We start from the raw sequence: 20,745 nt of genomic DNA, 5'->3' as shown, positions 1-20,745 counted from the left end.
GCAGCAGGCAGCAGGCAGCAGGCAGCAGGCAGCAGGCAGCAGGCAGCAGGCAGCAGGCAGCAGGCAGCAGGCAGCAGGCAGCAGGCAGCAGGCAGTAGGCAGTAGGCAGTAGGCAGTAGGCAGTAGGCAGTAGGCAGTAGGCAGTAGGCAGTAGCATCATCGCAGATTCACGGTCGACGCCCGCAGGCTTTAGTGAGTGTTTCACGTGAAACATCGGCGCAGCGGGCCACGAAGTGTCTCCAGTTCGAGCATGGGCGGTACACAACGAGCGCGCTATTCCCCAAATGGGCCATTTTGAGGAACACCCAGTCAACGCCCCACGCACCAGGCAATGAGGAGGCCAGTCGAGACTTGAGATTGCGACGTGATCTTGCAAAGCAGAGTGTCCTTTCGAACACCTCTGGGACTGCCCTCACTGACAATGTGATGGCAAAGGCACGACAGAAGCAGCACGACAGATCAAGGCATCAGAGGACATAAATCGGTCGAATTGGACTCTAGTTTCGGCACATGCACAGCGACAGCGCAGTCTCTCGGATCCCGAGTACAAGGGCTTTCCCTCGGACTAATGGACATCCAGAGCGCCGAGGATCGATATAGGGTTGTCCAAAATGCTCAGTTGTTATCGCCCCGGTGACCAGTGTCCGCAGAAGTGCCTCGCCTGCCACGTCTAGGTAGGGGAGAACGTCGTAGTGGTGGCAACCGTGCCGAGTTTGGCCAGTATGTCGCGTTCGTCTGCGAGGCCCAATCGCGGTGACTAGATGGGCCGCTGACCTTCTGAAATGGGCCACGCGGTAATCAAACGGGCCACGAAGGAACTCAGAATGCCTTCCTAGCGCCCAATCGTTGGAGCAATGTTTCACGTGAAACACGCAGTGATTGCGTGCGAGAAACGACAGTGCTGGGGGAACAAAGGTGTCTAGCCAGTGCAACTGATTCCGCACCCTCGCGACTAAGAGCATCCAACATCTCAGTGCCGAGGCATCCGTTTGAGTCCAAATACTGACCGAGGTGAGTGGTCCGTCGAGACAGCAACCGGAGCTCCGAGCGCCCTCCGAGCTCCGGTCGGAGGTGGATATAGAACCGAGGGAGCGGGCATTGGGAGCGCGACATGAGAGGCAACACGAGGCAATCCCGCTGAAAGGCGTCAATCATCGCGCTGAGCATGCTTCGCCCGCCAATTTGTGAAAAACGGCAGCCCCGCACAAGAGGGTGGAATCAAAATAGACTCTGACCTGGTATTTACTTGGCCGCAAACGAAAAACGTATTTTGCGGGGTGTTACATCCAAAAGCTCGGCCAAGAAGACGGCACTTTCCAGGAGAATCGATCTGGACACACAACTTTTTGACATCAAAACACGAATTTTCAACGACAAGGCAGGAACGCTCCACTTTTCGTAGAAGTGAAATTTTTTGGCCGAAAGCAAAATTGCCCCTGCCGAGAGGCTCGGCAGGGGCAATTTGATCCCAGAGACTAGGCGCGAACAAAACCTCGCACCACGCGGGTGACCTCCGAGGTCACACCCTCACCCAGCACGTCCACGCGAATATCGGAAACCTTGAACCGGCGGATCTCCTTGGCTGCGGCGGCAACCTCGGCTTCGGCGTTGATACCCTTCATCAGAACCAGTTCGCCACCATCGCGAAGCAGGGGAGCGGTCAGCGGGAGAAGCTTACGGAACGCACTCACCGCCCGAGCAGTGACCTGATCAAGAGGGGCGTCCAGGGAAACCTCCTCGGCGCGCGCACGAATGACGGTGGTGTTGGTGAGTCCAAGTTCATCGACCTGACTGTTGAGCCATGCAACCCGGCGCTCCATCGGCTCGATCAACACAAAATTCACGTCGGGGCGGGCGATCGCCAGCACCAGTCCGGGCAGACCTGCCCCCGTGCCAATATCACCGACGCGACCCGGACGAAGCAGGGGAGCGACAAGCGCCGAGTTTAGGATATGCCGACTCCACAGACGAGGAAGCTCGAGCGGTCCAATGAGTCCCAGCTCCTCGCCACGGCGGGCCAGGTTTTCGGTGAAGGCCCGCGCCACTGGAAGCTGCTCGCCCAGAATAACGCCGGCTTCGGCCGGCTCGGCCTCGAGGTTTTCGATGGTCATGATGTCCCTTTGATGGTTAAAAGGCCCCGTGTTTCACGTGAAACACGGGGCCCGAAAAGGTGTGCGGACGGCCCCAAAAAGGTGCCGATAAACGCTAGGAGCGAGTGATAACCGTGTGCCGGTCGCGGCCCTCGCCGGAGGAGTTGGACACGAATCCACGGGCGGCCACCAGGTCGTGAACGAGCTTGCGCTCGTAGCTCGACATCGGGGGCAGCGCGGCCGACGTAGCGCCGGCCTCCAGCTGCTCGGCGGCGCGGTCCACGAGACGGGAAAGCTCCGCCTCGCGAGCCGCACGAGAACCCCCAATATCGAGGATCAGGCGGGAGAACGCACCGGTCTTGCTCTGCACGGCCAGGCGAGTGAGCTCCTGGAGTGCGTTGACGGTCTCGGTGTGGGAAAGGACCGAAAGGTTGGAATCGGCCTCGTCGCTCTCGGTCACCGCAAGGTAGGCCCGACCATTGCGTACGTCGATATTGATGTCGCCATCAACGTCTGCGATATCGAGGAATTCTTCGATGTAATCAGCGGCAATTTCACCCTCTTCCTCGAGCTCGGCCAGGGTGGGTTCCTGATCGCGAGCCTCGCGAGCGACGGGGGAGTGGGACAGTTCGGTCATCTCGGTCACTTCCTCGGGGTGTTGTTCGACGAGCCGGAGCCGTCGTCATTCTTCTTGGGCTGCTGCGAAGCAGCGCCGTTCTGCTGCGGGTTTCCGCCGGCCTTCTTGGCGCGGTTCTTGCCCATCGGCTGCTGACGCTGCACGGGCTTACGCTCCTCCACAACGATGGTGGCAGCATCGGCCTTCGGCTCCAGCTTGCCCTTGCGGGCCAGGCGGGCCTCACGCTCACGCGCGGCCTCGGAGCCCGGCATCGGCATGTTGCGGATGATGATGAACTGCTGAACCATGGTCCAGATGTTCGTGGTCAGCCAGTAGAACATCACGCCCAGCGGGAAGGCGAATCCGGAGAACAGGAAGACGAAGGGCAGGATGTAGAGCAGGATGCGCTGCTGCTTGAACATCGGCGAGGCCTTGGTCTCATCCGACATGTTCTTGGAGACGATCTGCAGCTGAGTGATGAACTGCGATGCGGTCATCACCACAACCATGATCGCGGCGATAACCATCACCAGAACCTGGGGGCCTGCCGGGTCGTTCATGGCCGACTGGAAGCTCGAGTGCAGCGGTGCGCCACCGAACAGGCGGGCCTCACCAAACTCCTTGGCGAGGGTCGCGTTCAGCGGTCCCACACCGGCCTTCGAGTTCTGCGCACCGTTCAACACGGAGAACAGCGAGAAGAAGATCGGCATCTGCACAAGCAGCGGCAGGCAGGAACCCAGCGGGTTCGTACCGGTGTTCTTGTACAGGGCCATGGTCTCGCGGCTCATAGCCTCACGAGAAAGCTGGTCGCGCTTGCCCTTGTACTTGTCCTGAATCTTCTTCAGCTGAGGAGCAACCTCCATCATCCGACGCTGGTTCTTGATCTGCTTCACAAACAGCGGAATCAGGGCGGTACGCACCACGAGCACGAGGCCCACGATCGACAGCACCCAGGTGATGCCGGCGGCAGAGTCCATGCCGAAGAAGGTCAGCAGCCAGTGCCAGGAGACCAGCAGGAGCTCGACCACCCATTTCAGTGGCCACAGAATAGTTCCTAGGAAGTCCATCGCTTGGGTCAGCCCTTTCTCTGGGTCGAAGCCACGACAAAGCCGCGCGTCGTAGTGGTGTAGCGGAAATGTTTCTTCGGCGGGACATCATCGATGCCGCCGGCGGCCCAGGGGTTGCACCGCAGAATTCGAATACCCCCACGCAGGGACCCGAGAAGCAGGCCGCGCTGCTGAATCGAGCCCAGGGTGTAGGCCGAACACGAGGGATAGTACCGGCAGACATCCCCATACAGAGGGGAGATCAACCGGCGGTAAAGCATCAGGATCGCCAAGCCAATATTGCGTGGGACCAGCAGAAGCGTGTCAACCACAATCATTTTGGCGCAAGCCTGGACGAGGATGATTCAACATCGGACCGGAACGCATCGAACTCGGCGGTGGCCGCCGAGGGGAAGGCCCGATAGACAATTTCGGCGCCGGGTGGAAAGCTCTCGCGGAGCTCAAAACTCGCCGCTTTGAGGCGCCGCCGCACTCGATTCCGGGTGACGGCATTACCCACGTTCTTTGCAACAATGAACCCGAATCGCGGAGGACCGCCATTCGGGTTCATGTGCATATATGCAACAGTCACCGCGCCAACGTTCCGACGTCCCCGACGCACCAGACGCTTGTAATCGGCGCCCGTGGTGATACGGAGTTCGGAGGCTAGCACGGTGATGTGCGTTTCGCTTGGGGCTTCGGCGCTATTAGGCCGAGAGCTCGGTGCGCCCCTTGCGGCGGCGCGCCGACAGGATTGCGCGACCCGCACGGGTGCGCATACGCAGACGGAAGCCGTGCACCTTGGCGCGACGACGGTTGTTCGGCTGGAAAGTTCTCTTGCTCATAATCACTCACTCTTGGGTAGGACATTCACTGCCCGGTTCGTAAAGGCAGAGAAAAACTGGGTGCCCGAAGGCTACGTCAACCAATTAAAACTACGGCCTAACACGCGCGGGGTCAAACCGAAGTTGCTCAAAACATCAATTATCCACAGATACACAGCTTCGCGCCAGACTAACGCGGGGGTGATTTTTCCGCTAGATTTGGCCGATCGGTGCATAAGCGGTTAGCGTGAGTGAGTCAGTTATCCCCAGATACGGGGGCCTGAATCCCGGTAGATACGCGATTTCGACGAATTCCGTGGATAAGCCTGTGAATAACTTTTGGGGAGATATGTCCAATCAGCTCGACGAGACCCAGCAATCCTGGCAGCTTGTGCTCGACGCAATGTCGCAGGATTCCCGCGTCACTCCGCCGCTGCACGGCTTCCTCAACCTGGTAATCCCCAAGGGTGTGATGGCCGGAACCTTCTATCTGGAGGTGCCCAATGAGTTCACCGCCGGACAACTGAACACCCGAATGAAGGCGCCGCTGATCCAGGCACTCGGTCAGACCGAGCAGACCCACGGTGCCAAAACCTTCGCGGTGGTGGTCAATCCCGAGATGATTGACCACGAACCCGAGGTGGAGCTCCCGGCCACCGATCCCGAAGCCGGGATCTACACCCCCGAAACAGCGGCGCCGATTCCGAGCCCGGTGGGGGAGCAGATCCACCCCGCACGACAGAATGACACCCGGCTGAACCCGAAGTACTCGTTTGACAACTTTGTGATCGGACAGTCCAACCGTTTCGCCCATGCGGCAACCGTCGCCGTGGCGGAGGCACCGGCCAAGGCGTACAACCCGCTCTTTGTCTACGGTGAATCGGGTCTGGGTAAGACCCACCTGATGCACGCGATCGGGCACTATGCGATGAGCCTGTACCCGGGCATCCGTGTCCGCTATGTCTCCAGCGAAGAATTCACCAACGACTTCATCAACTCGATCGCCAACAACCGCGGCTCTGCCTTCCAGGCGCGCTACCGCGACATCGACATCCTGATGATCGACGACATTCAGTTCCTGCAGGGTAAGGCGGAAACCCAGGAGGCGTTCTTCCACACCTTCAACACCCTGCACGACCACAACAAGCAGGTCGTGATCACCTCCGACCTGCCCCCCAAGGCCCTGACCGGTTTCGAGGATCGGATGCGCTCGCGCTTCGAATGGGGTCTGATTACCGATGTCCAGGCACCCGACCTGGAGACGCGAATCGCGATTCTGCGGAAGAAGGCGCTGAGCGAGAAGCTGCTGATCCCGGATGAGGTGCTGGAGTTCATCGCGTCCAAGGTGTCCTCGAACATCCGTGAGCTTGAGGGAACCCTGATTCGGGTGACCGCGTTCGCGAGCCTGAACCGCACCCCGGTGGATATGAACCTGGTGCAGACGGTGCTGAAGGATGTCATCACCCTCGACGAGGACAACGTGATCTCCCCGGTGGACATCATCAACACCACCGCCGCCTACTTCAAGCTCAGCGTGGATGACCTCTACGGTTCCAGCCGTTCGCAGGCCATCGCCACCTCACGCCAGATCGCCATGTACCTGTGCCGAGAGCTCACCAACCTCTCACTGCCCAAGATCGGTCAGCTCTTCGGCGGACGGGATCACACCACCGTGATGTACGCGAATAAGAAGATTGGCGACCTGATGCAGGAGCGCCGTTCGATCTACAACCAGGTCACGGAGCTCACCAGCAGAATCAAGCAGGGACACCGTTTTAACGGCTAAATCCACTTTTTGACCCCCGATACGGATCCCTCCGAGATCCGTATCGGGGGTTTTTGCGAAAAAACAGCCTCTGAGAACGTTTTTAAGCGCACCCAAAACATTGCGCTTGGGCGATCTTTGAGGCTGTTTTGGGATGTGACGCGCCCAAAATGTGGTCGTACGAGGCGTCCCATTAAGAAATTTTTGTCCCCGGAGAGGGGCTGCCTAACGCCACTTATCCACAGATTTTGGGGGATCGTCCCCAAGTGCACAATGTGGATAACTGTGTGGAAACCTGTGGACAGATTCGGGGAAACCTGTTCACTTAAGGCGGCGCCTTGTGAAAAATCCCTTAAATCACGCGGTTGGCGATCACGGGTCTCACAGCGAATCACACAAACCGCACACAGGCTCGGCGCCCCGCTTCGCCAACGGATTCCCGGGATTAACAGACTTATCCACAGTTTCCACAACGGTTAACACGATTAAAGATTCTTAAATGAAATTACTGGCCCAACAACCTTTGCGGCTCGGCCGGGCTCAAATCGAGCGTGATCAAGCACGGGTAGCTACCCGTGAAACACAAAAACTCAGCAAGCACGGCTAACATGGTGTTTCCAGAGCTTCTAAACGACAGGGGAACTCAAAGTGCGATTTAGCGTCAATCGCGATGTCTTCAGCGAAGCCGTCTCATTCGCGGTAAAACTGCTCCCGCAGCGAACCACGCTGCCGATCCTGAGTGGTGTGCTGATTGAAACCAACGACACCGGGCTGACTCTCTCGAGTTTTGACTACGAGGTGTCCGCGCAGACGAAGATCGTTGCCGAGATCGAAGAATCAGGGTCGATTCTTGTTTCCGGGCGCCTTCTGGCGGACATTGCCAGCCGTTTGCCCAATGCTCCGGTGCAGTTTGCCACCGAGGACAACCGCATTCTGGTGACCTGTGGCTCGGCTAGCTTCACGCTGCTCTCGATGCCGGTTGAAGAATACCCGAGCATTCCCGAAATCTCGGGTCAGTCCGGGCTTGTTCCCGCCGACGAGTTCTCCGCCGCCGTGGCACAGGTTGCCGTGGCCGCCTCGCGAGACGATGTCACCCCGGTCATCACCGGCGTGCAGCTTGAGGTTGCCGAAAACCACCTCGGCCTGGTTGCCACCGACCGCTATCGCGTTGCGGTTCGTGAGATCGACTGGGATTCCGGTGAAATCGGTGGTGGCGATCCCATCACCGCACTGGTTCCCGCACGAACCCTCCAGGAGGTCGGAAAGACCTTCGGTCACTCGGGAAACATCTCGGTGGCCTTCACCAGCAAGGATGACCGCGAGCTGATCGCGTTCTCCGCGGACAACAAGACCGTGACCTCGCTGCTGATCAAGGGCACCTTCCCCCCGGTGCGTCGCCTCTTCCCCGAGACCACCGAGAACTACGCGGTGATCAACACCGGAGAACTCATCGAAGCCGTCCGACGTGTGTCGCTGGTACTGGAGCGCGAAGCGGCGCTGCGGTTCACGTTCACGATCGAAGGTCTCGTGATGGAGGCAGTAGGTTCCGAGCAGGCACAGGCATCCGAGAAGATCGATGCGCTGCTGACCGGCGAGGACATCGTGCTGTCGCTGAAGCCCGCGTTCCTGATCGACGGCCTAAACGCCGTTCGGAGCGAATTTGTTCGATTCTCGTTCACCAAGTCGGAGAACACGAACAAGCCGGGACCGATGCTCATCACCGCGCAGTCCTCCAAGGACCAGCCCGGTGCTGACAGCTACAAGTACCTGCTGCAGCCCAACCTGCTGCTGCGCTAACCCGAGTCCTCCCCCGAGACTCACAGATGGAAGAAGAAGAAATGCACATTGGACTGATCGGCCTGGGCAAAATGGGTGGAAACATGCGCACCCGCCTGCGTGCTGGAGGCATCGAGGTAACCGGTTACGACCGCAATCCCGAGGTTTCCGACGCTGCTTCGGTGGCCGAGATGGTCGCGGCTCTGCCCGCCCCTCGCACCGTGTGGGTCATGGTTCCCGCCGGCAAGATCACCGACTCGGTCATCACCGAGCTGGGTGGCCTGCTTGAGCCCGGTGACCTGGTCATCGACGGTGGTAACAGCCGCTTCTCCGATGACTTCGAGCACGCCAAGGAACTCGGCGAAAAGGGCATCGACTACGTGGACGCCGGTGTTTCCGGTGGTGTCTGGGGTGTCGAGAACGGTTACGGCCTCATGGTTGGTGGCTCGGCCGAGCAGGTTGAGCGCGTCATGCCCGTCTTCGACGCACTGCGTCCCGAGGGTCCCCGCGAAGAGGGCTTCGTGCACGTCGGTGAAATCGGTGCCGGTCACTACGCCAAGATGGTTCACAACGGTATCGAGTACGCCATGATGCAGGCGTTCGCCGAGGGCTTCGAGCTGCTTGAGGCTCGCAAGGACCTGATCAAGGACGTTCCCGGAACCTTCGAGGCATGGCAGCGCGGCACCGTTGTGCGCTCGTGGCTGCTGGACCTGCTGGTTCTGGCACTCAAGGAAGACCCGACCCTGGCCGAGATCGAGGGCTACGTGGAGGACTCCGGCGAGGGCCGTTGGACCATCGAAGAGGCCATCAACAACGCCGTCGCCGTGCCGACCATTGCCGCGTCGATCTTCGCGCGCTTCGTGTCGCGTCAGGAAGACTCCCCCGCGATGAAGGCCGTCGCCGCACTGCGCAACCAGTTCGGTGGACACTCGGTCAAGTCCGCGGAGTAATAACCCGCGGCACGACTCGTGCCGCCACGCCACTAACGGGGTGATGACATGATCGTGACGCATCTGAATCTCGCGGATTTTCGTAATTACGCGAGTGCGGATGTCGCCGTGAGCCCGGGTGCGAACCTGTTTGTGGGCAAGAATGGCCAGGGTAAAACCAATTTGGTTGAGGCTCTGGGCTATCTGTCCACACTCGGTTCGCACCGGGTCTCCGGGGACGCGCCGATGATCCGTGCGGGTCAGAATTCGGCGGTTATCCGCGCAAAACTGCACCACAATGGCCGCGATCTGTTGGCCGAAGTACAGATCAACCGGGGCGCTGCCAATCGGGCGCAGATCAACCGCGGCCAGATTAAGCCGCGTGAGTTGCCGCGCTACTTCTCGAGTGTGCTGTTTGCCCCCGAAGACCTCGGAATCATCCGGGGCGATCCATCTGCGCGGCGCCGCTTCCTGGATCAGCTGCTTGTGCTGCGCACCCCGCGGCTGGCCGGTGTACTGGCCGACTATGAGCGCGTGCTGCGTCAGCGCAATACGCTGCTGAAATCCGCTCGTGCCACCGGCGTCAAGGAATCTCAGCTGACCACCCTGGAAATCTGGGATGACAAGCTGGTTGCGCTGGGCAGCGAGATTATTGCCGAGCGACTCGCGCTGATTTCGGACCTGCAGGTGCCCATTCGCACCGCGTACTCCGAGGTTGTTGGCGCCGATCACCGGCCCGGCCTGGTGCCCGTGCTGTCGATTCTGGGCAACGATACCGAGACCGATGATCCCGAAAACGTGGTGTGGGATCCCTCCGGCGGCGCCGACCGCGGGCAGATTATCGCGACTTTCCGGGCCGCCCTGGCTGAAAAACGGCGCTCTGAGCTTGATCGTGGCGTGACCCTGGTGGGCGCGCACCGCGATGATGTGCGTTTTGATCTCAACGGGCTGCCGGTAAAGGGCTATGCCAGCCACGGCGAATCCTGGTCGTTTGCGCTGGCGCTGAAGATCGCCTCGGCGGAGATTCTGCGGCGGGATTCGCTGCTGGGAGACCCGGTGCTGATCCTTGACGACGTGTTTGCCGAGCTGGATCAGCGGCGCCGCGCCCGCCTGGCAACCATCATCTCGCGCTACGAGCAGGTGTTTATTACCGCCGCGGTGCTTGAGGATATCCCCGAGGAACTCACCGCGCACATCGTGCATATCCGCTCGGGCACGGTGGTGGATCCGGAGGTGATCGATGCCTTCGCCGAAGGATAATCGCCCGGCCGAGGCGATGGCGGTGTACGAGCACTTCAAGTTTTTGTTCACCGGGACCCGGCCCAGATCGCGCAAAAAGCGCCAGGATCCGCGGGATTCCGGGCAAAGCTTGCCGTTTAGCCCGGGTCGTGAGCCCCGCGGGCTCGGAGACGTGATGAGCGCGCTGACGGTTCAGCTGGGGTGGGACTCGAACCTGTCCCAGGCCGAGCTGATGGCGAACTGGATCGCGCTGGCGGGGGAGGAGACCGCCAAACACTCGAGTCCGATCGCCGTGGAAAACGGCACGCTGAGTGTGCAGTGTGAGTCCACGGCTTGGGCCACTCAGCTGCGTTTGATGCGGTTGGAGATCCTCAAGCAGATCGCCCTGCGCTATCCCGAGGCGGGCATCGAGGGCATCCGCTTTGTCGGACCGAACGTCCCTTCCTTCAAACGTGGTCCACGATCCGTTCAGGGCCGTGGTGTGCGCGACACCTACGGGTGACCCAACAAAAGTGGTCGACCGGCCAAAAAACCCGCCGTAGAAGCCAAAATAGCCGCCCAAATGCGGCAATTCTTGGTAGACTGAGAAGGTCGAATTCACGACGGTTTGGAGCCCAATTTCATATGTCATCAGAACCGAATATGTCGGCACAGTCAGGCGACTACGGCGCAAGTCAGATTCAGGTTCTTGAGGGTCTCGAGGCGGTCCGCAAGCGGCCCGGTATGTACATCGGATCCACGGGACCTCGCGGTCTGCACCACCTCGTCTACGAGATTGTTGACAACTCGGTAGATGAGGCATTGGCCGGCTACTGCGACAACATCATCGTTACCATCCTCGAGGACGGCGCCGTGCGCGTTGTCGACAACGGCCGCGGAATCCCGGTGGATATCCACCCGGTAGAGGGCAAGTCCACCGTCGAGGTGGTGCTCACCATCCTGCACGCCGGTGGTAAGTTCGGCGGCGGCGGATACGCCGTTTCCGGTGGTCTGCACGGTGTGGGTAGCTCGGTGGTGAACGCACTCTCGACCCGTCTGGACGTCGAGGTGAAGCGCCAGGGTAATGCCTACCGCGCGACCTTCCACAACGGTGTCGCCGATGCGCCGCTGTCCAAGGATGAGGCCACCGAGGAGACCGGAACCACCATCACGTTCTGGCCCAACGCCGAGATCTTCGAAACCGTCGAGTTCGACTACGACACCCTGCGCACCCGCTTCCAGCAGATGGCGTTCCTGAACAAGGGACTGCGCATCGAGCTGATCGATGAGCGTGTGGACGAGATCGAGGAGCCCGCAGAGGGCGAAGAGGCAGCCGTTCCCACCAAGAAGCACAACGTGTTCCACTACGAGCGCGGCCTGGTGGACTACGTGGAGCACCTCAACCGGGCCAAGCGTTCCGAACTGGTCAACGACGAGATCATCTCGTTTGAGCAGGAGGACACCGAGCGCAAGATCGCGCTGGAAATCGCGATGCAGTGGACCACCTCGTACTCCGAGAGTGTCCACACCTACGCCAACACCATCAACACCCACGAGGGTGGAACCCATGAAGAGGGCTTCCGCGCCGCGCTGACCACCCTGGTCAACCGCTACGCCCGCGAGAAGAACATCCTCAAGGACAAGGATGACAACCTCTCCGGTGACGACGTGCGTGAGGGCCTGACCGCCGTCATCTCGATCAAGCTGGGTGAGCCGCAGTTCGAGGGCCAGACCAAGACCAAGCTGGGTAACACCGAGGCCAAGGCTTTCGTGCAGAAGGTTGTGGGCGATCAGCTCTCCGACTGGTTCGAGCGCAACCCGATCATCGCCAAGGCGATCATCACCAAGGCACTGTCGGCAGCAACCGCTCGTCTGGCCGCCCGGAAGGCACGCGAAACCGCGCGCCGTAAGGGTCTGCTCGAGGGTGGCGGAATGCCCGGAAAGCTCAAGGACTGCCAGTCCAAGGACCCCTCGGTCTCCGAGATCTTCATCGTCGAGGGTGACTCTGCCGGCGGTAGCGCCGTGCAGGGTCGTAACCCCGAGACCCAGGCGATCCTCCCGCTGCGCGGCAAGATTCTGAACGTCGAGAAGGCTCGCCTGGACCGCGCCCTGGGTAACGCCGAGGTGCAGGCCATGATCACCGCATTCGGTGCGGGCATCGGCGAGGACTTCAACCCCGAGAAGGCTCGGTACCACAAGATCGTGCTGATGGCCGATGCCGATGTGGACGGCCAGCACATCACCACGCTGCTGCTGACCCTGCTGTTCCGCTACATGCGCCCGCTGATCGACCAGGGCTACGTGTACCTGGCGATGCCGCCGCTGTACCGCCTGAAGTGGTCAAACTCCGCCCACGAGTACGTCTTCTCGGATGAGGAGCGCGACGATCTGCTGGCCAAGGGTGTGGCCGCCGGAAAGCGGATCCCCAAGGACAACGGCATCCAGCGCTACAAGGGTCTGGGTGAGATGGACTACCGCGAGCTGTGGGAAACCACGATGGCACCCGAGACCCGCACCCTGCGTCAGGTCACCATGGATGACGGCGCCGCCGCGGACGAGATCTTCTCGACCCTGATGGGGGAGGACGTCGAGGCTCGACGCACCTTCATCCAGCAGAACGCCAAGGACGTGCGCTTCCTTGACATCTAGCGTGAGTGCGGCCAATCCGCAGCCCGATTTTCACTTCCGGAACCCGGCCGGTTCCCGCGCCGAGAGGTAACGAAGGACACGATGAGCGACGAAACTAACTCCGAAGAAAACGCCGAGCAGATCGACCACGGCGTGCACGGCAAGATCGACCAGGTTGATCTGCGCCTGGAGATGCAGCGCAGCTACCTCGACTACGCAATGAGCGTGATCGTGGGTCGTGCGCTGCCCGAGGTGCGCGATGGTCTGAAGCCCGTGCACCGCCGCGTGATCTACGCGATGTATGACGGTGGTTACCGCCCCGAGAAGGCGTTCTCCAAGTGCGCCCGCGTGGTTGGTGACGTGATGGGTCAGTTCCACCCGCACGGTGATTCGGCGATCTACGACGCCCTGGTTCGTCTGGTGCAGCCCTGGTCGCTGCGCTACCCGCTGGCCCTCGGCCAGGGAAACTTCGGTTCCCCGGGTAACGACGGCGCCGCGGCCCCGCGGTACACCGAAACCAAGATGGCCCCGCTGGCCATGGAAATGGTCCGCGACATCGACGAGGACACCGTCGACTTCCAGGACAACTACGACGGTCGCACCCAGGAACCCGCGGTTCTGCCGGCTCGATTCCCGAACCTGCTGGTCAACGGCTCGGTCGGTATCGCCGTGGGTATGGCCACCAACATCCCGCCGCACAACCTGCGCGAGGTGGCCGCCGGTGCCCTGTGGCACCTGGCCAACCCCGAGGCTCCGCGGGAAGAGGTCCTCGAGGCGCTGATGGAGCGCATCAAGGGACCGGACTTCCCGACCGGCGCCCAGATCCTCGGTGTCAACGGCATCAAGGACGCCTACCGCACCGGCCGTGGCTCGATCACGATGCGCGCGGTGGTCAACGTCGAGGAGATTCAGGGTCGTACCTGCCTCGTGGTCACCGAGCTGCCCTACCAGGTCAACCCGGATAACCTGGCCATTCGCATCGCCGACCTGGTCAAGGACGGCAAGCTCGCGGGCATCGCCGACATTCGCGATGAGACCTCGGGTCGTACCGGTCAGCGTCTGGTCATCGTGCTCAAGCGCGATGCCGTGGCGAAGGTTGTGCTGAACAACCTGTACAAGCACACCCAGCTGCAGGAAAACTTCGGTGCCAACATGCTGGCGATCGTGGACGGAGTGCCGCGCACCCTGTCCCTGGACGGCTTCATCACCGCCTGGACCGCCCACCAGGTCGACGTGATCGTGCGTCGCACCCAGTTCCGTCTGCGCAAGGCCGAGGCCGACGCGCACATCCAGCGCGGCTACCTGGCGGCCCTGGATGCCCTGGACGAGGTCATCGCGCTGATCCGTCGCTCGCCGGACGTGGACAAGGCCCGCACCGGCCTGATGGAGCTGCTGAAGGTAGACCAGTTGCAGGCCGATGCGATCCTGGCGATGCAGCTGCGTCGTCTGGCCGCCCTGGAGCGTCAGAAGATCATCGACCGGGCCGCCGAGCTCGAGCGCGAAATCGCCGAATACAAGGCGATCCTGGACAGCCCCGTGCGTCAGCGCGAGATCGTCAGCGAGGAGCTGACCGAGATCGTCGACCGCTACGGCGATGACCGTCGCACCGAGATCATGTACGGCTTCGATGGCGACATGAACATCGAAGACCTGATCCCCGAGGAGGAGATGGTTCTGACCGTCACCCGCGGCGGATACATCAAGCGCACCCGCAGCGACAACTACCGCTCGCAGCACCGCGGCGGCAAGGGCGTCAAGGGTGCCCAGCTGCGCGCCGATGACGTGGTGGAGCACTTCTTTGTGACCACCACCCACCACTGGCTGCTGTTCTTCACCAACACCGGACGCGTGTACCGTGCCAAGGCCTATGAGGTCATCGAGGCCGGTCGTGACGCCAAGGGTCAGCACGTGGCGAACCTGCTCGCGCTGCAGCCGGGGGAGGAGATCGCTCAGATCCTCGACATCCGCGACTACGCGGCCGCCGAGTTCCTGGTGCTGGCCACCCGCGGCGGTCTGGTCAAGAAGACCTCGCTGTCCGAGTACGACACCAACCGTACCGGTGGCATCATCGCGATCAACCTGCGCGAGGGTGACGAACTGGTCTCGGCGATGCTCGTGGAACAGGACAGCGACCTGATGCTGGTGTCCCGCCAGGGAATGTCCATTAGATTCACAGCGGATAATGAGGCGCTGCGTCCGATGGGTCGATCGACCTCGGGTGTGACCGGCATGAAGTTCCGTGGCGACGACAACCTGCTCTCGGCCTCGGTACTCCCGCCGGCCGGCGAAGAGGGCTTTGTTTTTGTGGTGACCGAGGGCGGATTTGCCAAGCGAACGGACGTGGAACAGTACCGCGTCCAGGGTCGTGGCGGGCTCGGAATCAAGGTTGCCAAGCTCAGCGAGGACCGCGGCGAACTCGCCGGTGCCCTGGTGGTGGGCGACGAGGACGAGGTCCTCGTGGTGCTGGCCAGCGGCAAGGTGGTACGCTCTGCCGTGGCCGAAGTTCCGGCCAAGGGTCGCGACACCATGGGTGTTGTCTTCGCCCGGTTCGCAGATAATGACCGTATTATTGCGCTTGCGCGTAACAGCGACCGCAATCTTGACGGACAAAACGGGGAAGACGAGACCGACGCACCGACGGTAACGGAATCGTCCGAGAAGGAAGAATAAGCATGAGTACTAGCGTTGCCGAAAAGCTCGCAAAGAAATCGAATAAGCGTCAGAACACCAAGCAGGTGCGGCTGAAGCTGGTCTACATCGACTTCTGGTCGGCCCTGAAGCTCTCCTTCCTGGCGGCCGTGGCGATCGCGATCATCACCGTTGTGTTCTTCTTCCTGGTGTACACGGTGCTCCAGCAGACCGGCGTGTTTGAGCAGATTAACAACCTGTTCAAGACCGTCGCCGGCAAGGAGGCGCAGGACGGGAACGACCTGACCGCGATCTTCGACCTCGGCCGGATCATGGGCTTCGCCGCCGTTCTGGCGATCCTGAACCTCGTGGTGGTGACCGCGCTGGGAGCCATCTCGGCCGCGCTGTACAACCTCGCCGTGAAGGTCACCGGCGGTGTGCTGGTGGGCTTCACCAACAACTAGTCATATGCTCGGTGTCGCTGCCTCCTTTGGGGCAGCGACACCGGCGTTTAACCGGGTAATCTCACCCGCGTCAAAGCCCGGAATTGCGCGGAACACGCCGCCCGGCGGGCTCGATTTGAGAATTCATTCATACCTCCGGTATTCTGATTGATGTCCACAGGGGGCTATAGCTCAGGCGGTTAGAGCGCTTCGCTGATAACGAAGAGGTCCCAGGTTCAAGTCCTGGTAGCCCCACTCTGAGGAAGTTTCACTTCCTTCGAAAAAATGGGGCCTTAGCTCAATTGGTAGAGCGCCTGCTTTGCAAGCAGGAGGTCAGGAGTTCGATTCTCCTAGGCTCCACAGGACAAAAACCGCCTCGTCGCAAGACGGGGCGGTTTTGTTTTGCCCGGAATCTGCGACGAACGTGCATTCGGTTTGCTGTTGCCTGGCACCGCACGGCTGTAGTTTGGGGGAATGGATATCCGCGTCGCCGCGTACGGCATCATCACCGATGGCTCCCAGATTCTGCTTGCGCACTGGAACGAGCGGGGGCATTCGGGCTGGACGCTGCCCGGAGGCGGGATTGATCCGGGGGAGGATCCGGCCGATGCGGTGATCCGTGAGATCTTTGAGGAAACCGGATTCCAGGCCGAGGTCACCGGACTGATCGGCATCGACTCGCTGGTGACCCCCGCACACCGGCGACTGGATCCCACCCGGCGTGTCCCGCTGCACAACCTGCGTATCGTCTATCGGGCGAAGATCACCGGGGGAGAGCTGCGCTATGAGGAGAACGGGTCAACCGACTGGGCGGCCTGGCATGAACTGGATGAGGTCGAAAACCTGGGTACGGTGAGCCTGGTCCCCGCCGCCCTGGCGCTCTGGCGGTCCCAGGAGGCCTAGGAGACAGCGAGGGGCCCCGAGCGGTGTGCTCGGGGCCCCTCGACGTCTCTGGGACGATTAGCTGTCGGACTGTGCCGGCTCGTCTTCGGAGACCCAGAGCTCGTCATCGGCCCGGAAGGTCTGCCACAGTGCGTAGGCGACCCCGGCGGCGGCCAGTACACCGGCCCCGATGGCCAGGACGCTGCCCACGCCACGCTTCTTCTTCTGCGGGGCGGCAACAACCAGGGCGCGCTTGGCGGCGGCCTTGGGGTTGACCCGTGCCAGGGCGCTCTGCACACGCTTATCGCGTGCCACATCGCCGATGGACAGAACCGTACCGACGGCGGCGCCGAGGGCGGGGACTACCTTGTGATCGATGCCGTGCTTGGCGGCATCCACCACGTCACGGGTAATCGAAACACCACGGTCAACCACCGGCTGGACGTGGCTCTCATAGGACTGCACCACGGAGGGCACAACCTGCTCGCGCCCATAATTACCGACCTGACGGCCGGCCTCACGTGCTACCCCGTTTGCGTGCTCCAGCAGTTCCTGCTGGGCGGCCCAGAGGGCGCTGGCATCTCCCTTGAGGCGCTTGATTTCTTTCTTGCGCTGACGCGACAGATTCACTCTGGACCTCCATTGCTCGTTTTGGACGTGTCGGTTAACCATCTTGCCACCGAATCCTTGGAACGGGACGGTGATTGACAAAACAAGTATGCGAGAATTGACCCATGTCAAAGCACACCGCTGTCGCAACCATCCACACCAACTACGGTGACATCATCGTGAACCTCTACGGCAACCACGCGCCGAAGACGGTAAACAACTTCGTAGGTCTCGCCACCGGCGAGCAGGAGTGGGCCGATGAGCGCACCGGTGAAAAGCGCAACACCCCCCTCTACAAGGGCACCGTTTTCCACCGCATCATCCCCGGCTTCATGATCCAGGGCGGCGACCCGCTCGGTAACGGAACCGGCGGCCCCGGCTACAAGTTCGACGACGAGATCGTTGATGACCTGACCTTCGACTCGCCCTACATCCTGGCCATGGCCAACGCGGGCAAGATCGGTGGCCGTGGTACCAACGGTTCGCAGTTCTTCATCACCGTCGCCCCCACCACCTGGCTGCACGGCAAGCACACCATCTTCGGCGCCGTCGAGGATGAGGCCAGCCGCGCAATCGTTGACAAGCTGGCAGCGGTTCCGACCGACGCCCGTGACCGTCCGATCGATGACGTGGTCATCGAGGGCATCGACATCGCCGCAGTCTAGTCTGCGCGCCCGGGTCACAATATGAGTTCAAATTTTGGGGCCCGGGCCAGCGATGTCTGCTATCGCCATCCCGACCGGCAGAGCTTTGTGCTCTGCCAGCGTTGCGGCCGCACGATCTGTGGAGAATGCCAGACGCCGGCCGCGGTGGGGGTGATTTGCCCCGAGTGTCTGCGTGAGCAGCGCGGCGCAATGTCTACCGCTCAGAAGCGCGCATCGCGCTGGGGTGCCCGCGGGGGAGTCGCCCCGCGATTTGCCAGCGTCACCAACGTCATTATTGCGGTCACGGTGGTTGCCTTCATCCTGCAGTGGGTGATTCCCGGCTTCACTCGGACGTTCTGGTACGCCCCGTTGTTCTCCGAGCCACAGGCTTTTGAGCCCTGGCGGATGCTGACGGCCGTGTTCCTGCACTCCACCGGCTTCATTCTGCACATCCTGCTGAACATGTACACGCTGTGGATCTTCGGCCGGGCCCTCGAGCAGCAGCTGGGCCGCGGAAGATTCCTCACCCTGTATCTGATGGCCGGGTTTGCCGGCTCGCTCGGTGTGATGTTCCTCGCTCCGATCAACCAGGCGGTGGTCGGGGCATCCGGCGCCATCTTCGGTCTGATGGGTGCCTTTATCGTGATCCAGCGGCGCCTCGGTAACGAGATGCGCAGCCTGCTGGTTCTGGTGGGAATCAACCTGGTGATCGGGTTCTTGCCGAACGCCGGGATCTCCTGGCAGGCGCACCTGGGCGGCCTGGTCGGCGGCGCCATCTTCGGATGGATCTGCTATGAGTGCCGCGGCCAGGGAAAGAACCGAAAGTTCTGGCTCCTGGTTGGTGGCTTGGGTGCGGTGATGATTCTGCTCTCGCTATTCCGCCTGTTTGTGCCCACCTACGCCTAGCGTTCCGGGAAGCAAAAACGCCGGCCCGGCATCCCCTTGAGGATGCCGGGCCGGCGTTTTTCTTGAGCATTGTGGGCGTGTGGCGGGTTATCCACGTGCTTGTCCACACGGATTCACAGGGTTACCCCCAGGGTTATCCACAGCCTGGGGATAGTTACATCGGTGTAATTGTCCACACTGTGGAGGACGCTGTGGATGGAATTACGTGAGTGTAATTATCGCCACTGGGTGGTCATCAGGAATCCGATGAACGCGATTCCGAAGCCGACCAGAATGTTCCAGGAGCCCAGTGCCGGGACCGGGAGCACACCCTGGCTCACATAAAAGACGATGATCCAGACGAGTCCGAGGAGCATGAAGCCGAACATCACCGGCTTGAACCAGACCGCGTTGGGTACCGGCTCGCCGCTGGTTTCGGTGCCCTGCGCGGGCTGAGTTTTCTTGGATTTTGCACGTGCCATGTCCCCGATTGTAGCCGAGCCGCGACAGCGATCGCAGGCTCTGCGACGAATGCCAGCCGAAACTTCACCCTCTGCGGATAGAATTACGGCCATGTCTTCCGATTCCGACGGCTCGATTCCGCCCACCCGCGCTGCGCGCCGCGCCGCCGAACGGGCCGCCGAACAGTCGGCTGAGCGCGACGCCCTCGCCGCCCGCCAGCCCGCCGTGCCTTCCGCGACGCCCGCCGAGCCGGAGTCGACAGCCGTGCCTCTCGATGCCGGCGACACCGCCCGAGTGCCCGAGCAGCCGGAGTTTTCCGCGATGGCTGAGCCGGTCGTGGCACAGGAACCGGGCGCGGTGCCGGAACCCGCCGTGCCCCAGAGCGTGACGGAAGTAGCCGCAGTCCCGACCCCGGCGCACGGCGAGACCACACCCTCGATCGAGACCCTGTTTGGGTTGACCGATCCCGCCGCCGCGCAGTCCGCGTCGGATGCACTCGAAACCTCACGTCATGATGAGTCGCAGACCGTCGCCATGCCCGCGGCACCCGTGGCCTCGGCCGGTGCGGGATCGGGAAAGCGGCGCCGCAAGCGCCCGTTCGAGGGCTTCAGCGTGATCGGAGCGTTCGGGGAGATTCTGCTCACCGCCGGCGTCCTGATGCTGCTCTATCTGGTGTGGCAGCTCTGGTACAACGACATGGTTGAACGCGGCCAGCAGGACGGTGCCGCGGCCTCGCTCTCCCAGCAGTGGGACAAGGATGCCAAGGAAAACCCCGCCCCCGCCTTTGACGGTGCGGCACCGGTGATTCCCACTCCGGTAGACGGGGAGACCTTCGCGAACCTGCGTATTCCGCGCTTCGGTGAGTCCTACGGTGCTCCGCTGGCCGGTGGTGTGTCCAAGGCTAAGACCCTCGATAAGGCGGGTATCGGTCACTACTCCGACACCCAGCTCCCCGGGCAGCCCGGAAACTTCGCGCTGGCCGGTCACCGCAATACCCACGGCGCCCCGCTTAACCAGGTCGCTAACCTTCGCGTGGGTGATGCGATCGTGATCGAAACACCCGAGGGCTGGTTCACCTACCGCTACCGCAACTCCGAGTACGTGCCGCCCACCGCGGTGGATGTGCTCAATGCGGTTCCGCGTGAGGACTCGGTGGCCGCCACCCAGTCGGTGATCACCCTCACCAGCTGTAACCCGATCATGTCGACGGCCGAGCGAATCATCGCCTACGGACTGTTTGAATCCTTTACCCCGCGCGCCGATGGGGCGCCCAAATCGCTGAACCCCGTGGAGGGCTAAC

The 20,745-nt window shown here is 61.6% G+C and carries 20 protein-coding genes and 2 tRNA genes; 14 read left to right on the top strand and 8 right to left on the bottom strand.

Translation table 11 applies throughout. The features are described from left to right. Positions 1-1,475 precede the first annotated feature (1,475 nt). The 6 genes from rsmG to rpmH form a co-directional block, all read right to left on the bottom strand. The gene (rsmG, locus tag M2390_RS15840) at positions 1,476-2,111 is read right to left on the bottom strand and encodes a 16S rRNA (guanine(527)-N(7))-methyltransferase RsmG (RefSeq protein ID WP_259180161.1); all 636 of its coding nucleotides are present in this window, start codon (positions 2,109-2,111) and stop codon (positions 1,476-1,478) included. 94 nt (positions 2,112-2,205) lie between these two features. Then, positions 2,206-2,727, bottom strand: coding sequence for a R3H domain-containing nucleic acid-binding protein (locus tag M2390_RS15835; protein WP_030147580.1), 522 nt, complete (start codon positions 2,725-2,727; stop codon positions 2,206-2,208). Positions 2,728-2,732: 5 nt separating this feature from the next. Further along, complete coding sequence (yidC, locus tag M2390_RS15830) at positions 2,733-3,773, bottom strand: membrane protein insertase YidC (protein ID WP_259180160.1); 1,041 nt, start codon at positions 3,771-3,773, stop codon at positions 2,733-2,735. Positions 3,774-3,781: 8 nt separating this feature from the next. Further along, entirely contained in the window at positions 3,782-4,090 is a 309-nt protein-coding gene (yidD, locus tag M2390_RS15825; RefSeq protein ID WP_259180159.1) for a membrane protein insertion efficiency factor YidD, read from the bottom strand. Continuing rightward, a complete protein-coding gene (rnpA, locus tag M2390_RS15820; protein ID WP_030147577.1) occupies positions 4,087-4,425 on the bottom strand; it encodes a ribonuclease P protein component in 339 nt (112 codons plus the stop codon). Before rnpA ends, yidD begins: the two co-directional genes overlap by 4 nt. Before the next feature lie 34 nt (positions 4,426-4,459). After that, positions 4,460-4,597: a 50S ribosomal protein L34 gene (gene rpmH / locus M2390_RS15815; RefSeq protein WP_022895130.1), complete on the bottom strand. Its 138-nt coding sequence runs from the start codon at positions 4,595-4,597 to the stop codon at positions 4,460-4,462. Between the two features lie 328 nt (positions 4,598-4,925). Here rpmH and dnaA point away from each other — a divergent pair, with 328 nt between their 5' ends. From dnaA to M2390_RS15760, 11 genes are all read left to right on the top strand, one after another. Further along, positions 4,926-6,362, top strand: coding sequence for a chromosomal replication initiator protein DnaA (gene dnaA, locus M2390_RS15810; protein WP_259180152.1), 1,437 nt, complete (start codon positions 4,926-4,928; stop codon positions 6,360-6,362). A 627-nt stretch (positions 6,363-6,989) separates the two neighbouring features. After that, positions 6,990-8,138, top strand: coding sequence for a DNA polymerase III subunit beta (gene dnaN, locus M2390_RS15805; RefSeq protein WP_259180151.1), 1,149 nt, complete (start codon positions 6,990-6,992; stop codon positions 8,136-8,138). A 26-nt stretch (positions 8,139-8,164) separates the two neighbouring features. Next, entirely contained in the window at positions 8,165-9,067 is a 903-nt protein-coding gene (gene gnd / locus M2390_RS15800) for a phosphogluconate dehydrogenase (NAD(+)-dependent, decarboxylating) (protein WP_259180149.1), read from the top strand. Positions 9,068-9,115: 48 nt separating this feature from the next. Beyond that, entirely contained in the window at positions 9,116-10,306 is a 1,191-nt protein-coding gene (gene recF, locus M2390_RS15795) for a DNA replication/repair protein RecF (RefSeq protein WP_121687867.1), read from the top strand. Continuing rightward, positions 10,287-10,787, top strand: a complete 501-nt coding sequence (locus tag M2390_RS15790) for a DUF721 domain-containing protein (RefSeq protein ID WP_030147572.1) — start codon at positions 10,287-10,289, stop codon at positions 10,785-10,787. The genes recF and M2390_RS15790 overlap by 20 nt, the downstream gene beginning before the upstream one ends. Before the next feature lie 122 nt (positions 10,788-10,909). Further along, positions 10,910-12,913: a DNA topoisomerase (ATP-hydrolyzing) subunit B gene (gyrB, locus tag M2390_RS15785; RefSeq protein WP_259180146.1), complete on the top strand. Its 2,004-nt coding sequence runs from the start codon at positions 10,910-10,912 to the stop codon at positions 12,911-12,913. 81 nt (positions 12,914-12,994) lie between these two features. After that, entirely contained in the window at positions 12,995-15,562 is a 2,568-nt protein-coding gene (gene gyrA / locus M2390_RS15780; RefSeq protein ID WP_121687869.1) for a DNA gyrase subunit A, read from the top strand. A gap of 2 nt (positions 15,563-15,564) precedes the next feature. Then, positions 15,565-15,984, top strand: coding sequence for a DUF3566 domain-containing protein (locus M2390_RS15775; RefSeq protein ID WP_121687870.1), 420 nt, complete (start codon positions 15,565-15,567; stop codon positions 15,982-15,984). 160 nt (positions 15,985-16,144) lie between these two features. Continuing rightward, positions 16,145-16,218 (top strand) — tRNA-Ile (locus M2390_RS15770). A gap of 32 nt (positions 16,219-16,250) precedes the next feature. Continuing rightward, positions 16,251-16,323 (top strand) — tRNA-Ala (locus M2390_RS15765). 114 nt (positions 16,324-16,437) lie between these two features. Then, the gene (locus tag M2390_RS15760) at positions 16,438-16,866 is read left to right on the top strand and encodes an NUDIX hydrolase (RefSeq protein WP_259180143.1); all 429 of its coding nucleotides are present in this window, start codon (positions 16,438-16,440) and stop codon (positions 16,864-16,866) included. A gap of 57 nt (positions 16,867-16,923) precedes the next feature. Here the strand turns inward: M2390_RS15760 and M2390_RS15755 are convergent, their stop codons facing one another. Continuing rightward, positions 16,924-17,475, bottom strand: a complete 552-nt coding sequence (locus M2390_RS15755; RefSeq protein WP_030147567.1) for a hypothetical protein — start codon at positions 17,473-17,475, stop codon at positions 16,924-16,926. A 104-nt stretch (positions 17,476-17,579) separates the two neighbouring features. Here M2390_RS15755 and M2390_RS15750 point away from each other — a divergent pair, with 104 nt between their 5' ends. Both M2390_RS15750 and M2390_RS15745 read left to right on the top strand, forming a co-directional pair. Continuing rightward, positions 17,580-18,119 (top strand): peptidylprolyl isomerase, encoded by a 540-nt coding sequence (locus M2390_RS15750; RefSeq protein WP_030147566.1) that lies wholly within the window; start codon positions 17,580-17,582, stop codon positions 18,117-18,119. 189 nt (positions 18,120-18,308) lie between these two features. Next, a complete protein-coding gene (locus M2390_RS15745) occupies positions 18,309-19,004 on the top strand; it encodes a rhomboid family intramembrane serine protease (protein ID WP_259180139.1) in 696 nt (231 codons plus the stop codon). Between the two features lie 215 nt (positions 19,005-19,219). On the opposite strand, the gene M2390_RS15740 is transcribed toward M2390_RS15745, so the two are convergent. Next, positions 19,220-19,465 carry a cell division protein CrgA gene (locus tag M2390_RS15740; RefSeq protein WP_030147564.1) on the bottom strand — a complete coding sequence of 82 codons (246 nt, stop codon included), beginning with the start codon at positions 19,463-19,465 and terminating at the stop codon, positions 19,220-19,222. 91 nt (positions 19,466-19,556) lie between these two features. Between M2390_RS15740 and M2390_RS15735 the strand changes: the two genes are divergently transcribed. Beyond that, the gene (locus M2390_RS15735) at positions 19,557-20,744 is read left to right on the top strand and encodes a class E sortase (RefSeq protein WP_259180137.1); all 1,188 of its coding nucleotides are present in this window, start codon (positions 19,557-19,559) and stop codon (positions 20,742-20,744) included. The last annotated feature ends 1 nt before the right edge of the window (position 20,745 follow it).

It is taken from the genome of Mycetocola sp. BIGb0189, from assembly GCF_024810155.1.
GTDB lineage: Bacteria > Actinomycetota > Actinomycetes > Actinomycetales > Microbacteriaceae > Mycetocola > Mycetocola lacteus.
Note: the sequence above shows the minus strand (reverse complement) of the source record. Positions and strands in the feature narration are given on the sequence as shown.

What these genes read in the sequence shown, in the direction of transcription:
- M2390_RS15760 (WP_259180143.1), top strand. Translation starts at nt 16,438, where the DNA reads ATGGATATCCGCGTCGCCGCGTACGGCATCATCACCGATGGCTCCCAG.
- M2390_RS15835 (WP_030147580.1), bottom strand. Translation starts at nt 2,727, where the DNA reads ATGACCGAACTGTCCCACTCCCCCGTCGCTCGCGAGGCTCGCGATCAG.
- recF (WP_121687867.1), top strand. Translation starts at nt 9,116, where the DNA reads ATGATCGTGACGCATCTGAATCTCGCGGATTTTCGTAATTACGCGAGT.
- M2390_RS15790 (WP_030147572.1), top strand. Translation starts at nt 10,287, where the DNA reads ATGCCTTCGCCGAAGGATAATCGCCCGGCCGAGGCGATGGCGGTGTAC.
- rsmG (WP_259180161.1), bottom strand. Translation starts at nt 2,111, where the DNA reads ATGACCATCGAAAACCTCGAGGCCGAGCCGGCCGAAGCCGGCGTTATT.
- gyrA (WP_121687869.1), top strand. Translation starts at nt 12,995, where the DNA reads ATGAGCGACGAAACTAACTCCGAAGAAAACGCCGAGCAGATCGACCAC.
- yidD (WP_259180159.1), bottom strand. Translation starts at nt 4,090, where the DNA reads ATGATTGTGGTTGACACGCTTCTGCTGGTCCCACGCAATATTGGCTTG.
- M2390_RS15735 (WP_259180137.1), top strand. Translation starts at nt 19,557, where the DNA reads ATGTCTTCCGATTCCGACGGCTCGATTCCGCCCACCCGCGCTGCGCGC.
- M2390_RS15740 (WP_030147564.1), bottom strand. Translation starts at nt 19,465, where the DNA reads ATGGCACGTGCAAAATCCAAGAAAACTCAGCCCGCGCAGGGCACCGAA.
- gnd (WP_259180149.1), top strand. Translation starts at nt 8,165, where the DNA reads ATGGAAGAAGAAGAAATGCACATTGGACTGATCGGCCTGGGCAAAATG.
- yidC (WP_259180160.1), bottom strand. Translation starts at nt 3,773, where the DNA reads ATGGACTTCCTAGGAACTATTCTGTGGCCACTGAAATGGGTGGTCGAG.
- M2390_RS15775 (WP_121687870.1), top strand. Translation starts at nt 15,565, where the DNA reads ATGAGTACTAGCGTTGCCGAAAAGCTCGCAAAGAAATCGAATAAGCGT.
- rpmH (WP_022895130.1), bottom strand. Translation starts at nt 4,597, where the DNA reads ATGAGCAAGAGAACTTTCCAGCCGAACAACCGTCGTCGCGCCAAGGTG.
- dnaA (WP_259180152.1), top strand. Translation starts at nt 4,926, where the DNA reads ATGTCCAATCAGCTCGACGAGACCCAGCAATCCTGGCAGCTTGTGCTC.
- M2390_RS15745 (WP_259180139.1), top strand. Translation starts at nt 18,309, where the DNA reads ATGTCTACCGCTCAGAAGCGCGCATCGCGCTGGGGTGCCCGCGGGGGA.
- gyrB (WP_259180146.1), top strand. Translation starts at nt 10,910, where the DNA reads ATGTCATCAGAACCGAATATGTCGGCACAGTCAGGCGACTACGGCGCA.
- M2390_RS15750 (WP_030147566.1), top strand. Translation starts at nt 17,580, where the DNA reads ATGTCAAAGCACACCGCTGTCGCAACCATCCACACCAACTACGGTGAC.